Annotated in this window: 11 protein-coding genes and 1 tRNA gene; 3 read left to right on the top strand and 9 right to left on the bottom strand. The window is 68.3% G+C overall.

Annotation, left to right across the window (positions count from 1 at the left end):
* Positions 1-600: 600 nt before the first annotated feature.
* Positions 601-2,760, top strand: coding sequence for a putative bifunctional diguanylate cyclase/phosphodiesterase (locus MB1_RS08615; protein ID WP_169801625.1), 2,160 nt, complete (start codon positions 601-603; stop codon positions 2,758-2,760).
* Positions 2,761-2,820: 60 nt separating this feature from the next.
* Here MB1_RS08615 and MB1_RS08610 read toward each other — a convergent pair whose 3' ends face one another.
* From MB1_RS08610 to MB1_RS08590, 5 genes are all read right to left on the bottom strand, one after another.
* Positions 2,821-4,233: an NAD(P)/FAD-dependent oxidoreductase gene (locus MB1_RS08610; RefSeq protein ID WP_066905789.1), complete on the bottom strand. Its 1,413-nt coding sequence runs from the start codon at positions 4,231-4,233 to the stop codon at positions 2,821-2,823.
* Between the two features lie 134 nt (positions 4,234-4,367).
* Positions 4,368-5,984, bottom strand: coding sequence for an LCP family protein (locus tag MB1_RS08605; RefSeq protein ID WP_066905787.1), 1,617 nt, complete (start codon positions 5,982-5,984; stop codon positions 4,368-4,370).
* On the bottom strand, positions 5,981-7,444 hold the full coding sequence (locus tag MB1_RS08600; RefSeq protein ID WP_066905785.1) for an FtsW/RodA/SpoVE family cell cycle protein: 1,464 nt from the start codon (positions 7,442-7,444) through the stop codon (positions 5,981-5,983). Before MB1_RS08600 ends, MB1_RS08605 begins: the two co-directional genes overlap by 4 nt.
* The gene (locus tag MB1_RS08595; protein WP_066906254.1) at positions 7,441-8,367 is read right to left on the bottom strand and encodes a cytochrome c oxidase assembly protein; all 927 of its coding nucleotides are present in this window, start codon (positions 8,365-8,367) and stop codon (positions 7,441-7,443) included. The genes MB1_RS08600 and MB1_RS08595 overlap by 4 nt, the downstream gene beginning before the upstream one ends.
* 177 nt (positions 8,368-8,544) lie before the next feature.
* On the bottom strand, positions 8,545-9,318 hold the full coding sequence (locus tag MB1_RS08590; RefSeq protein WP_066905783.1) for an enoyl-CoA hydratase-related protein: 774 nt from the start codon (positions 9,316-9,318) through the stop codon (positions 8,545-8,547).
* A 137-nt stretch (positions 9,319-9,455) separates the two neighbouring features.
* Here MB1_RS08590 and MB1_RS08585 point away from each other — a divergent pair, with 137 nt between their 5' ends.
* On the top strand, positions 9,456-9,965 hold the full coding sequence (locus tag MB1_RS08585) for a thermonuclease family protein (RefSeq protein ID WP_157083973.1): 510 nt from the start codon (positions 9,456-9,458) through the stop codon (positions 9,963-9,965).
* Positions 9,966-10,066: 101 nt separating this feature from the next.
* The gene (locus MB1_RS08580) at positions 10,067-12,106 is read left to right on the top strand and encodes an ATP-dependent helicase (protein WP_066905781.1); all 2,040 of its coding nucleotides are present in this window, start codon (positions 10,067-10,069) and stop codon (positions 12,104-12,106) included.
* Between the two features lie 31 nt (positions 12,107-12,137).
* Here the strand turns inward: MB1_RS08580 and MB1_RS08575 are convergent, their stop codons facing one another.
* The 4 genes from MB1_RS08575 to MB1_RS08560 form a co-directional block, all read right to left on the bottom strand.
* A complete protein-coding gene (locus MB1_RS08575; protein ID WP_157083972.1) occupies positions 12,138-12,743 on the bottom strand; it encodes a hypothetical protein in 606 nt (201 codons plus the stop codon).
* The gene (locus MB1_RS26190; RefSeq protein ID WP_174531941.1) at positions 12,740-13,381 is read right to left on the bottom strand and encodes a hypothetical protein; all 642 of its coding nucleotides are present in this window, start codon (positions 13,379-13,381) and stop codon (positions 12,740-12,742) included. The genes MB1_RS08575 and MB1_RS26190 overlap by 4 nt, the downstream gene beginning before the upstream one ends.
* A gap of 174 nt (positions 13,382-13,555) precedes the next feature.
* A tRNA-Ser gene (locus tag MB1_RS08565) sits at positions 13,556-13,640 on the bottom strand.
* A gap of 34 nt (positions 13,641-13,674) precedes the next feature.
* Entirely contained in the window at positions 13,675-14,166 is a 492-nt protein-coding gene (locus tag MB1_RS08560; protein ID WP_066905777.1) for a MarR family winged helix-turn-helix transcriptional regulator, read from the bottom strand.
* Positions 14,167-14,264 lie beyond the last annotated feature (98 nt).

Genomic DNA, 14,264 nt, shown 5'->3' with positions numbered 1-14,264 from the left:
GGTAATCGCCGGATCGTGTGAATTCCAAGTCGGAGTCGAGTTATCCGCCTGCGGTATTTAATTGCGTGCGCAGAAATTATCCCGAGCGTGCATTGTGTATCGCCTGTTGTTTCCGATCGTCGATATCGGCGGAGTGCAGCCGGTCGAAGGTGCGTGGTCGGCGACCTGCAATGATGATTAAAAGTGCTGGTTAACGACCGTTTATGCGGCTCCTGCGCGTAGGCGCCGATGAACAAACCGACCATCGGTTGGTTATGGATGGCATATTCCGGACGAAGGATGCTGTTGATGCGTGCGGTAGTGGTCGACATGTTCTTTTTTATGGATAAATTGGCTATCTCAGGAGGGCCCGGGACATACTGGCGGCATTGATTTCGACGGTTGGGTTGCCTTTTCGGCGACGCGGTCGACGGGGATCGCGTCAGGCGGGCGGCTCGGCTTCGAGACGTCGGCGTGGCGAACCCATCGGCCGATCGGGTGTCGAGTATCGGTCGGTTTCCCGGATGCATCCGATGACCAGGCCGGTTGCCACCCCACCGGTGGTCTCTGCCGTCGAAACCAACCGGACATTCGATCACGTGAGTGCAAAGGTGAATGCGTGTGAGGACTTTGGATCGGGAAGCGGGCGCACCGCTTTCTTCGTCGGAGAGTCGGGCGTGGACGGCGCCGGACACCGACGCCGAGTGGGTCGCTCACCTGGCTGTTCTCGACCAGCTGCCGTTGCCGACGGTCATCCTGCGTGACGACGCCTCCATCTATCGGGGCAACCAGGCGTGGAACGAGTACACCGGGACCGACGAGAGCGGTGAGCATCCGGCCTGCGGTGAGATCGTCCATCCGGACGACCACGAGCAGTACCGGGCCAACTGGATCGCCGCGCGGGGCGGCAACGTCTTCTTCGCCAGCGAGGTGCGGCTGCGCCGCCACGACGGTTCGTATCGGTGGCATCAGGTCTTCGCGCGCCGCTCCGGTCCCGACCTGTGGTTCGCGAGCTGCACCGACATCAACGAACGCATGCTGTCGGATATGTTCCACGGCGCGATGGCCGAGCAGCGCAACGACATGCTCGATGTCAGCGTCGACTGCATCAAGATCATCGACCCCGACGGCGACGTGATCCACATGAACAAGTCGGGCTGCATCGCGCTCGGAGTCGACGGCACCGACGGCAAGTTCGGTATGCGCTGGCTCGACCTGCTGCCCGCGTCGATCCGCTCCCGCGGACAGCGGGCGCTCGAGCAGGCGCGCAAGGGGCACAACGCCCGGTTCGCCGGCATGAGCGTCGTCGGCGACGCACCGGCCCAGTACTGGGACAACATCCTTACCCCGGTCCTCGACGACGACGGCAAGACCGAGGCGATCCTGTGCGTCTCGCGGGACGTCACCGTCGCCCGGGAAGCGCAGAAGCGCCTCCGCATCGCAGGAGAGATCGACGCCCTCACCGGGCTGCTCAACCGGCGGTCGTTCAAGACCCGGTTGCAGCGCCGCATCACCGGGGCGCGCAAGGCCGGCACCGGCGTGGGTCTGATGTTGATCGACCTCGATCACTTCAAGAACGTCAACGACACCCTCGGCCACGCCGCCGGCGACCACCTGCTGCGGGTTCTCGCGCGCCGCTTGCGTGCGTGCATGCCGCGGTCGGCCTATGTCGGACGCCTCGGCGGCGACGAGTTCGCGATCCTGATCGACGGGGTCATCGACGAGAGCCAGGTGATGGCAGCGGCGAAGTTGGTGCTGCCGCAGTTGGACGCCTCGATCACCTACGGCGGTCGCGAGATCAACGGCGGCATGAGCATCGGCTGCGCGATCTTCCCGCGCGACGGAGCGAACGCCACCAGCCTGATGTCGCGGGCGGACACCGCCCTCAACGACCTGAAGGCCGGCGGCCGCGGCGGCATCCGGATGTTCGACAAGACGATGCTCGACAGCGCCGAACTCGCCGCCCGCCAGCTCAATACGGCCCGGCAGATCGTGCGCGACAACGCGATCGTCCCGCACTACCAGCCGAAGGTGGATCTGGACTCCGGCGAGATCGTCGGTTTCGAGGCGCTGCTGCGCTGGCGGTATCCGTTCAGCACCGAGACGCAGCTGCCCGCGACGGTGGCGGAGGCGTTCAAGGACTACGAGCTCGCCGCCGGCATGGCCGCGCAGATGCACGCGAAGGTCCTCGAGGATATGGCGACCTGGCGTGATCGCGGACTGCCGCTGCTGCCGGTGTCGATCAACGCCGCGCCGGTGGAGTTCCTGCGGGACTCGTTCGCGGCGCGCCTGCTGGCGCGGCTCGAGGAGCACCGCATCCCGGCGAGCCTGATCGAGATCGAGGTGACCGAGCACGTGCTGCTCGAACGCGGCGCCGAGTCGGTGACCCGCGCGCTCGCCCAGCTCAAGAAGCGCGGCATCTCGGTCGCTCTCGACGATTTCGGCACCGGGCACTCGTCGTTCGCCCACCTGCGCGACTATCCGGTCGACCAGTTGAAGATCGCGCCCGGCTTCGTCAATCGCATGGTCGACGAGGAGCCGATCCTGGCGATCGTCAAGGCGATCGCGGAACTGGGACCGGCGCTGTCGGTCGGCGTGGTGGCCGAGGGCATCGAGACGGTCGAACAGCGCGACATCCTGCGCCGCGCCGGATGCCGGGTCGGGCAGGGCTACCTCTTCGGTGCGCCGGTGCCGGCCGAGGAGGTCGCCGGGAAGCTCGATGCGATGTCCGCGGGCCGCGCCAAGGTCACCCGGATCGCGCTGGCCGCCAAGGTCGTCTGACCGAACGACGCGCCGGCCCGCTCGCACAGGACGTGCGGGAGCGGGCCGGCGCGGCGGGGGTCAGGAGTCGAAACCCAGCCCGATCGCGTCGAGGCCGCGCAGCAGCAGGTTGCGGTTGCCCTCGTTGTGATCGGCCCGGTCGAGCGACCAGCGGGTGACGTTGATGCCCAGTGACGCGATCGGCTCCGGCGGGAACGGTAGCGGCCGCTTGCGGACCATCTTCAGGGTGGTGCGCTCGGTCTGTGCACCGGACAGCAGGTCGAGCATCACGTCGGCGCCGAATCGGGTGGCCCCCACCCCCAGCCCGGTGAACCCGGACGCATAGGCGACCTTTCCGCCCTTCGCCGTCCCGTAGAACGCGCAGAACTGGGTGCAGGTGTCGATCGCCCCACCCCATTTGTGGGTGAACCGAATCCCCGCGAGTTGGGGAAAGGTCGTCAGGAAGTGCTCGGCGAGACGGGTATACGTCTCCGGCCGGTCCTCGTAGTCCGGGCGCACCTTGCGGCCGTAGTTGTAGATCGCGTCGTAGCCGCCGAAGACGATGCGGTTGTCCGCCGTCATCCGGTAGTAGTGGAACTGGTTGGCCAGGTCGGTCAGGCCCTGCCGGTTGTTCCAACCGATCTCCGAGAGCTGTTCGGGAGTAAGCGGTTCGGTGGCCAGGACGTAGTCGTAGACCGGCACCGTCATCAGGGCATTGCGCTTGAGCAGCGAAGGAAAGACGTTGGTGGCCAGGATCGCCTGACGGGCGCGCACCGATCCGGCGCCGGTCCGGACGACCACCCCGTTGCCGTTGTCGTCGAGTTCGGTCACCCGGGAGTGCTCGAAGATCGTCACGCCCATATCGGCGGCCGTACGGGCAAGTCCGAGAGCCAGTTTTGCCGGCTGGACCAGCACCGCCTCCGACCGATCCCAGAGTCCCGCGAGATAGGTCGGGGAGTTGACCTCGGCGCGCACCTGCTCCCGGTCGAGGTAGACCGCGTGATCGCCGGTCTCCTCCTGCAGCCACGGCAGCTGGTGCGGTTCGACGGCCACCGCCAGAACACCGGTCGCCTGGACCTCGGCGTCGATCCCGTAGGACTCGACATCGGCGACCAGACCGGCCAGATTCTCCCGACCGAGCCGCTCGAGTTCGTCGATCTCGTCCGGCCAGCGCCGGACGCCGTTCTCGTGGCCGTGGGTCAGCGAGGCCTCGCAGAAGCCGCCGTTGCGGCCGGAAGCGGCCCAGCCGACCCGCTCGCCCTCGAGCAGGACGACGCGGGTATCGGGGTGACGCTGCTTGGCGTGTACGGCCGCCCACAGTCCGGTGTACCCGCCGCCGACGATCACCAGATCGGCGTCGATCCGCCCGGACAGCGAGTCGTGACGGGGGCGATCGAGCCCTTCGAACCACAGCACGTCGTGCCGGGTATCCGCAAGGGAGAGACCGACCGCCGCATGGTCCGCCGGTTGCCGTTCGAAAACTGTTGGCGGCATGGCCCGCCCTTTCGTCTGTCCGATATGTACCCCGACGCTACGGTACGTGCCACCCTATCGGCGGCGTTTCGCCACGCGTCGAACACTGGCGACCGACCCTCGCCGTATCCGGGCAGATTCCGCACGGACTCGGATCAGTCGACGCAGGGTATTCCGTTGTCGGCCTTCACGACCGTGCCCTGCGGACCATTGGGATCGACCCCGGGCGGCGCCGCTGGTGCTCCCGCGTCCGTCGTTGTCGTGTCCGACGTTCCGGTATCCGTTGTCCCTATGGCGTCGGTGCCGGTCGCGGTGTCCGCGGCCGGGGTCGCCGCGGTATCCGAGCCGTCCCCCGGTGGCGTATCGGGACTGTCGGCGCCGAGGGTCAGCACGATGCGATGCGCGGCCAGCGCCCGGTCGGAGGTCGCGGTTACCCCGTACCGGGCGGCGAGCGCGGTGGCGTCCGTTTCGCCTCCCGCGCCGTAGACAACGGTGGTGGTGGCGGTCGCCCGTCCGGTCCGGATCGTTCCGGTGTGGTAGCCCTGCGCGGTCAGATCGGCCGACGTCGCCGCTCCCAGCCCGTCGCGTGCGGTCCCATTGATCACGTCGACCGTCTCGTGGCCCGTCGGCGCGGTGGCCCCCGATACCGTATCGACGGTGGTAGCGGGTGTCCCGAAGAGGGCCGCGATCTCGGTCCGCAAACGTGCCGGATCGACCGTGTTGACGTCCTGGCCGCCGATCGTTTCGTATCCGGTGATCGGCAGCGTGTAGAAGTCGAGGTCGCCCGTGGTCAGATTCTCGGCTCGTGAGACGAACGAGAGCGGGTCGAAGCCGGAGTCGATCACGATGTCCTGCCGGATAGCGTCGAGCAGGGACTGCAGCTTGCCGATATCCCCGATCACCCCGGTGCTCTCGAGGTTGGCGATCACTCCGGAGAGAAAGGCCTGCTGGCGGTGGGTACGGTCGAGATCGCCATTGTCGAGTCCGTGCCGCTGCCGGACGAATGCCAGTGCCTGCGAGGCGTTCAACGATTGCGGGCCGGCCGGGAAGTCCGCCCCCGAGTACGAATCCTGGACCGGGGCGTTGAGGCACACGTCGATCGGACCCAATGCCTGCGCGATGTCGTAGAAGCCGATCAGGTTGACCTCCGCGAAATGATCGATCGGAACGCGCAGCAGATTCTGCACCGTCGCCAGTGTCGACTTGCGCCCCGCATCGCGCGAACGCTGTTCCAACGTCGCGGGATCGGTGATCCCCGAGTTCTGTAGCCGCTTCTCCTCGTCGAACTTCGCCAGGCCGTAGGCTTCCTTGATCTTGTGCATGCCGTAGCCGGGCACATCGACCCAGTCGTCGCGAGGGATCGCCACGGCGGTGGCGCGGCTGCCATCCCCCGGGACATGCAGCAGGATCAATGTATTGGTGTTGTAGCCGCCCACGTCGCTGTCCCCGGCGTGCAGTTCATCGCTGACGACCTCGGCGGGCAGATCGCTGCCGTCCATGGCCTTGCGGCTGTCGAGTCCGATCAACAGGATGTTGACGTCACCGTTCGCTGATCCGTCGGAAGTGCCCGCCCCCAATGCATCCGAGACCATGAAGCCGGATGCGACATCCGACTCGACCGTCCATCCGACCCCGACACCGACCAGGATCAGCAGCGACAGGACGGCCGTGAGCACCCGGGCCGCCCGCAGGCCGATCGTCGGGGGCAGCAGCGGCGGGGCCGCACGGTGCCGAGGTCGGGTCGGCTCGGAGCCGATGCGTCGGACGGTCAACGCGACCGCTGGAATCGGCCGGCCGTGGAGATCACGCCGGTGGACGAGGAGAGCGGCGAGGAGTCCGCGAGCGGCATCGTCGGCATCGTCGGGGCGCTGCGGGCGCCGTCCGAAATCCGGAGCAGCAGGGCGATCAGCGCGAAGTTCGCGATGAGCGAGGACCCGCCGTACGACAGGAACGGCGAGGTCAGACCGGTCAACGGGATCAGGGTGGTCACCCCGCCGACCACCACGAAGACCTGCCAGGCGACCGTGAAGGACAGTCCGGCCGACAACAGCTTGCCGAACGAATCGCGCGTCGAGATCGCGGTGCGGAATCCGCGCATCACGATCACCAGGTAGAGCGACAGCACCGCGGTCAGGCCGAACAAACCGAGCTCCTCACCGATACTGGAAATGATGAAGTCGGTATCGGCGAATGGCACCATCTGCGGGCTGCCCTGCCCGAGTCCGGTCCCGACCAGACCGCCCGTACCCATACCGAAAAGTGCCTGGGAGAGTTGATATCCGGTGGTCGCATAGTCGGCGAAGGGATCGCTCCACACATCGAATCGGACGCGTACATGCGGGAAGAGGTGGTAGGTGATCCAGCAGCCGATCGCCAGGAATCCCAAGCCGACCACCACCCAGCTGATCCGTTCGGTCGCGATGTAGAGCATCGCGAGAAAGGTGCCGAAGATCAGCAGGGGGAATCCCAGGTTCTTCTCGAAGACCAGGATGAGGATCGAGACCAGCCACACCAGCAGCAACGGTCCGATGTCGCGGGCCCGCGGCAGGACGAGGCCGAGCACCCGGCGCCCCGCCCCCACGAACAGGTCGCGCTGCGCCACCAGCAATGCCGCCGCGGACACCAGGAGGGTGACCTTCGCGAATTCACCCGGCTGGATGGAGAAGCCGAACAACAGGATCCAATTCTTTCCGCCGTTGACCTCGCTGAATCGTGCCGGGAGGATCGCGGGGATCAACAGCAGCACCAACCCGGCCGCCGCCAGGGTGTAGGCATAGCGGGCCAGGACGCGATGGTCGCGGACCGTACCCAGAACGCCGACGAACAACACCAACCCCGCAGCGGTCCACAACATCTGGTGGCCGGCATTCCCCGACGGGATCGCCGTCCCCGCCAGGGTCGCCGCGTCCGTGGCGGCCAGGTCGAGGCGGTGGATCACCACCAGTCCGAGCCCGTTGAGCAGCGCGACGCAGGGCAGGATGACCGGATCCGCCTGCGGGGCGAACCGGTGCACCGCCAGACAGGCAACGGCGTAGAGGCCGAAGAAGATCAGCCCATAGATCACCGGCTGCCGGGGCAGCGGGGTCGCGTCCGCCGCATCGACGAGGGCCCACCCGCCGGTGGTCACCACGGTGGCGCCGGCCAACAGGAGCAGTTCGACGTATCGCGGGTGGCGGGTGACCGTTGCGCCGGCGGCGCGGCCGCCGCCGCCCGCACGTTTCGAGCGAATCATCGGCGCCGCCGGAATCGTTCCTGCAGTTGCGGATCGTGTTCCCACCACAGTGGTGGACCGCTCGATGACGACTCCGCCGGGGGTCGGTGGTCGACGTCGGGGGTCGGCGGCGGTTCGGCCGCGTCCAGGTGGGCGTCGATCGCGATCGCCGCCGCACGTTCGTCGACGACGAAGGCGCGCATCAACGCCATGAGGAAGGGAATGCCGATCACATCACCCAGCAGCCAGAGTATTCCGGCGCCGATGATCTGATCGGTCCGCGGATCGGGCCCCCAACCGCGGGCGAACCGGTCGTAGTACTCGGCGGCGATATCGGGGCCCAGCCAGAGCACGAGCCCGAGCAGGCCGTCGCCGATCATCTCGGCGGTGGTGATCGTCAGCGAGATCATCTGGGAGTACCGGCGCGGCACCGGGTCCGCCTGCAGCCGGGCATAGAAGTAGCCGAAACCGACGGCCACCAGGACCAGCCGCGTGAGCTGGTCGACCCACCCGTAGTGGAGGGCCGCCGGATACCACGCGGTGAGATAGAGCAGCCAGGGAGTCGCCAACATGGCGACCGATGTCGTCGCCGGATGCAGGAGGATGCGTGCCGGTCGCCCCGCGAGCATCGCGTCCAGGCGTTCCGCTCCGCCGGCATCGAGGGTGGTGCGCAGCACCGTGACCGGTTTGCCCAGCGCCAGACCGAAGGGCACCACGAACAGCAGCAGGACGACCTGCAGAGCGCGTACCCAGAAGAGGGTGTCGGCGTAGACGCCGACGAAACTTGTTGTCGCCAACGCCCACGTCGCGCATCCGACGATCAGGAAGCAGGCCCCGCGCGCCCACCCGACACCGTGGCCGTTCCGCCGTATCAGAGCGCGCCCGTAGCCGACGGCCAGGCCGGCGGTGATCACCAGTGCGGGCACGTCCCACTGCCACGACATCGCGGCAGTGGACAGCGTCAGCGGGGTCTCGACGAACGACACAGAGTCATTGTGCGCGTCCGCGGAGATACTGGCCGCGAACGGGTTTGACTTATTTACCGTTCTTGACCAGGTCTTTGTCGGTCATTCTTCCGTTGCGTCCGCAGTGTCGGATATGTGTGGTCGCCGCCGCCCCGCTCATCGGAACGTCGGGTGCCGCTTCTCCAGGAATGCCCGGATTCCTTCCTGCGCATCCTCGGTCGTCACGCCGGCCGCCATGACCTCGGTGGCGTACTGGTAGGCGAGGGGCTGCGGCAGATCGATCTGCGTGTAGAACGTCCGCTTGCCCATACCCTTCGACAAAGCCGAACCGCGGGTCACCCGGGCCATCAGGTCGTCGACGGCGTCGTCGAGGTCCTCCGCGGGTACCGCGCGGTTGATCAGTCCCCAGTCGGCGGCCGTGACCGCGTCGACCACATCGCCGGACAGGGCCATCTCGAGGGCGCGCTTGCGGCCGATATTGCGGGCCACCGCCACCAGGGGCGTATGACAGAACAGCCCGCCCTTGCCGCCGGGAAGGGCGAAGCCCGCGGTATCGGCGGCGATCGCCAGATCGCAGGAGGCCACCAATTGGCACCCCGCCGCCGTCGCCAGGGTGTGGACCCTCGCGATCACCGGTTGCGGGATCGCCTGGACGGTGGTCATCAGGCGGGCGCAGATCTCGAACAGTTCGCGGGCCTGCGCGAACGACGCGTCGCGCATGTCCCCGAAGTTGTGGCCGGCGGAGAAGACCGGCCCGGTCGCGGCGAGGATGACGCCGAGCGCGTCGCCGCGGCCGATCTCCTCGAAGGCGTCGGTCAACTCCAGCAGGACGTCGCGGGCCAGCGCATTGCGCTTCTCGGGGCGGTCGAGGGTGACGGTGGTGACCGTGTCCTTGTGATCGATCCGGATATGCGAGTATTCAGTGCCCATCGTCACAGTCTGGCAGGCGATCCGGAAATGTGGACCCGGGCGGACGGGCCGGGCTGTCCGAGTTGTCGGATATCAACCGGATACCGTTTCGGACCATTCAGTCGGAATTGTCGGATCCGGGGTCTACTGTTCGGCCCATGCTCCCTCGTATGCGTTCGGCCGCCGTCATCTCCGTCGTCCTGACTGCCGTCGCGGCCGTGGGGATCGGGTTCGCGTCGCCGGCCCATGCGCAGACGACCATCACCACCACCGTCGTTCGGGTCAGCGACGGCGACACCATTCGTGTCGCGGACCCACTCTTCGGCCGCGACCGCATCCGCATCCTGGGGATCGATTCGCCGGAGACCGACGACGAAGAGGTGGAATGCTACGGCGACGAGGCCACCGACTGGGCGACGTATCAGCTGCTCGGGCAGACGGTCACCCTCGTCTCCGATCCCACCCAGGACGACATCGACCGCTACGACCGGGCGTTGGCGTACGTGATGATCGGCGACTGGGACTACTCGGTGGAAGCCGCCCGCGCCGGGATGGCCCGGTCCGACCGCTTCGGCGTGCAGCGGGCCGACCGCATCAAGGAGGCCGAACTCGAGGCGCAGGCCGGCGGGCGCGGTCTGTGGGGCGCCTGCCCCTATCAGCAGCCGTAGCGCACGGTCCGTGGCGTCCGGCGCCCGCCGGAGCATCGAGCGGGGTGCCTTACCGGCGCGTTCGGGGCTGCCTGTCGGACCGGCCACCTAGTATCGAACGCATGAGCGAACGCGGTGCGCCTTCGGGGTCGCGACCCGAAGTGATCGACGAGCCGGACTGGCAGGTCGGGCTCGACGACGCGCAGCGGGCCGCCGTCGAGCACGATGCCGGGCCGCTGCTGGTCGCCGCGGGCGCCGGCACCGGCAAGACCCGGGTGCTGACGTCGCGGGTCGCTCGCCTGCTCGACGCCGGGGTTGTGCCCGAGCGGATCCTGCTGCTGACCTTCACCCGTCGGGCGGCGGCGAGTATGACCGGCCGGGCCGCCGCGCTGGCCGGCGCCGGGACCGGCACGCGGGTCTGGGGCGGCACCTTCCACGCGATCGCGCACCGCGTGGTCGCCGAGCACGCGCAGCACCTGGGCCTGGCCGACGTCACCGTGCTCGACCCCGGCGACGTCGCCGATCTGCTCGACATCATGCGTGCCGAGCACGGGCTGGTCGGCGCCGAGCGGCGGCTCCCGACGACGCAGGCGATCGCCGACATCTACTCCCGCGCGATCAATACCGGCACCCCGGCGCGGGAGCTGATGGCCGAGCAGTTCCCGTGGTGCCTCGACGTCGCGGGCGAGATCACCGACCTGTTGCGCGCCTACGGTGCCCGCAAGCGCGAACGTGGACTGCTCGACCTCGACGATCTGCTGCTCTACTGGCGCGCCCTGCTCGCCGACGAGGACATCGGCGCCCGGCTGCGCGCCCGTTGGGACTGGGTGCTCGTCGACGAATATCAGGACGTCAACCAGGTGCAGGCCGACATCGTGCACCTGCTGCGCCCGGACGGCCGCGGTCTGACCGTCGTCGGGGACGACGCCCAGGCGATCTACGGCTTCCGCGGCGCCGACGCGGGTCGGCTGCTCGACGTCGCCGAGCACTTCCCGGATGCCACCCTGGTGCGGCTCGAGCGCAACTTCCGATCGACCCAGCCGGTGCTCGACCTGGCGAACGAGGTCCGCCCCGGCGACCTGCGGCTGCAGCTGGTCGCCGACCGCGGGGCCGCCGGCGCGCGCCCGCGATTGGTGACGGTCACCAACGCCGACGCCGAGGCGCGGGCGGTCGCGACCGCGGTGCTCGAGGCGCATCAGGAGGGCAGGCCGCTGCGGGAGCAGGCGGTGTTGATGCGCACCGGCAGCCACAGCGCCCAGCTCGAGATCGAACTGAAGGTACGCAACATCCCGTTCCTGAAGTTCGGTGGCATCGGCTATCTCGAGACCGCGCACGTGCGCGACATGCTCGCCGCCTTCCGGGTGACGTTGAACCCGACCGACGAGGTGTCCTGGTACCGGCTGCTGACCCGGCACCGGGCGATCGGCAAGGCCCACGCGCGCACCCTCGCCGACCTGCTGGCGTCCGGGGAGAACCACTCCGACGAGATCGTGGCCGCCGCGCCGCCGTCGGCGCGTACCGCGCTGGCCGCGACCCTGCGCTGCTTCGACCGGGCCCGCGACGAGCGCGATGTCGCCGAGGTGGTCGCCAACTGTCGGGAGGCATTGACACCGCTGCTGCGGCAGCACTATCCCGACTGGGAGCGGCGGGCCGCCGATGTCGAGCGATTGGCCGGGGCGGCCGCCGCGCAGCACGACCTGTCGGTGTTCGTCGCCGAGCAGACCCTCGATCCTGCGCCGATGGCCTCCGACTGGGCGAAGAACCCGATGCTGGACGAGGACTACCTGACCCTGTCCACGGTGCATTCCGCAAAGGGTCTGGAGTGGGAGACCGTCCACCTGCTGCGGGCCACCGACGGGTCCTTCCCCTCCGATATGGCACTGACCAGCGCCGCCGGGCTGGCGGAGGAGGCGCGGCTGTTCTACGTGGCGGTCACCCGGGCACGCGACGACCTGCGCGTTTACCTGCCGACCCGGCTGCCGACCCACCCGCGCAGCTTCACCGCCCGCATGGTGCTCACCAAACCGAGCCGCTTCCTCACCGATGCCGCCCGCGCGGTGATGTGCGACGAGCAACCGATCAGCGAACCGACACCCGTCGCCGGCCGCGCGCCGGTACAGCGGCGGGTGGCCGTTCCGGTCGTCGACCACCTGTTCAGCTAGCGAGGGGTCGGCATCGCGGTCGGGTCGCCGGCTACGACGCCGTGCCGCCGAGTTCGATCGCCCACGTGGCGAGCAGGCGGAGCAGCGATTCGTGGCGGCGTTCGACGGCGGGCCCGGATGCGGGCTCGACGCCTGCGAGTACCTCCGCCGCGACCTCTGCGACCACCTCCGCCAGGTCCCGGTCGGCGAGTTCGAGGACGAGCCCGATCAGCAGGTGGATGAGAGACCAGTCGCCGACGTCCCCGACTTCGCTGTACTCCTCGCGCAACGCCGCGCCGGAGAGGTGACAGCCGCGCATGGTGTCGTCGTCGATGCCGGCGAGGGCGAGGGCCCGTCGGATCGCGGCGTCCGCCAGTCGACGGGTCCGCACCCAATCCCGGTCGTCGACCACGAGTTGAAAGGTCGCGAACCACGTACCGCCGTCCGGCGACGTGCCCTCCAAGGTGGACAGCGCGGCCGGAAGGAACGTGGCGACGGCGCCGGCGGCGGCTGCCGCATTGTCGCCGCCCGGCAGCATCACCACGTGCATATAGATCGACCCGTCCCGCTCGGCGGATGTCCCCGCGAGCGGCCGCAGCGCGATGGAGGTCAGTCGGGACCCCTCCTCGACGGCGAGGGCCGTGACCAGGCCGGTCACCGCACCCACCCGGCCGCCGCATGGGTGGCATCGATCAGCACCGAGCGCAGGATCTCGAAGGACAGGCCGTCGTATTCGAGAAGATCGTCGTCGGGATCGATCACCACCAGGACATCGATCGTCACGGTGAACGGTGTGGACTCGATGATCTGAACCGCCAGTCCCGCCTCGTCGTCCTGGACCGTCGACACGGTCAGTTCCGGGTGCACGTCCAACGCCGCTTGCATCCATGCGGCGGAGAGGTCGAGGAGCGACCGCCGCGACAGGCGCCGGCCGAGATAGCGGACCAACCTTGTGGGGGACAGCAACTCGATGTCCACCGAATGCACGTCGGGGATATCGACGCTGTCCGGGCCGAGGACGGGCAGCAGGGCGAGGGAGGCGCCGTCGCTCGACAGCAGCCGAATCGGCCCGGGCGGCGTCCGTTGCCGTCGATTCCAGGTCGCCCCGCACGAACCGCATTCGCGGTCGTGGGCGAGACCCAGCAACCCGACGTAGCGGACCCAGTCGGGATCGCCGGCGGTCAGCGGATCGGTGATCCCGGAGACCAGATGGGTGACGTCGTCGGATGCGCAGATCGGGCAGGTGCCCCGCTCGTCCGGAGCGGTGGCGTCCGCGTCGGCGGTGGACATCAGCACCCGAACGGGGTGCGGGGCTCATCCGCACACCCTGTGGACGGAGTCGATCGGGGCCGGGCAACCATTCGAGAATAAGACCATTGAGTCTTGGGGTCGGAGATTCCGGGTGCCGTACGCGTACGCCGACGATGGTGGCGCCCGGGCATACAAGCCGGTTCTCGAGGGGATCCTGTGCGGAAGCGGAGGGATTTGAACCCCCGGTCGCTTTCACGACGCTCGCTTTCAAGGCGAGTGCATTCGGCCGCTCTGCCACGCTTCCCTGGCAGTGATGCTAGGCCATGGAGCCCCGACGGCTACTCGATGGTATCGAGGGCTCCCCCGACCTTGTCGAAGATGCGGCCCAGGGCCCGCACGTCCTCCGGGTCGAGCAGGTCGATCAGGTACTCCCGCACATCCGAGACGTGGCCGGGGGCGGCGGCGACCAACTTCTCGCGGCCCTTGTCGGTCAGGATCGCCCGCACGCCACGACCGTCGCCGGCGACTCCGCGACGTTCGACCAGGCCGGCGCTCTCCATGCGGCGGATCTGGTGGGTCAGGCGGCTGCGGGAGGAGATCACCCCGTCCGCGAGCGAACTCATGCGCAGCGAACCGTCCTCCGATTCGGACAACAGCACCAGGATCCGGTACTCGGCCAGCGCCATATCGCTGTTGAACTGCAGGCTGCGGTGCAGCATGTCGGTCAGGCGACGGCTGTTGTCGAAGTAGGACCGCCAGGCGTGCTGCTGGTCCTCGTCGAGCCACCGCGTCGGGCGGGCCCTGTCACCGTCTGGCCGGGGGGCTGTCATTCGATGAGTGTATGTTTCCCCGTCTCCACCCGCCGAGATGGCCCTTTACTGGGCGATCCGTCGCCCGCCGGCCCGTTTGTACCAAGCGGATCACCCGC

The sequence above is a fragment of the Millisia brevis NBRC 105863 genome (assembly GCF_001552615.1).
Lineage (GTDB): Bacteria > Actinomycetota > Actinomycetes > Mycobacteriales > Mycobacteriaceae > Millisia > Millisia brevis.
The sequence above is the reverse complement of the archived record's forward strand: the minus strand, read 5'-3'. Positions and strand labels throughout refer to the sequence as shown.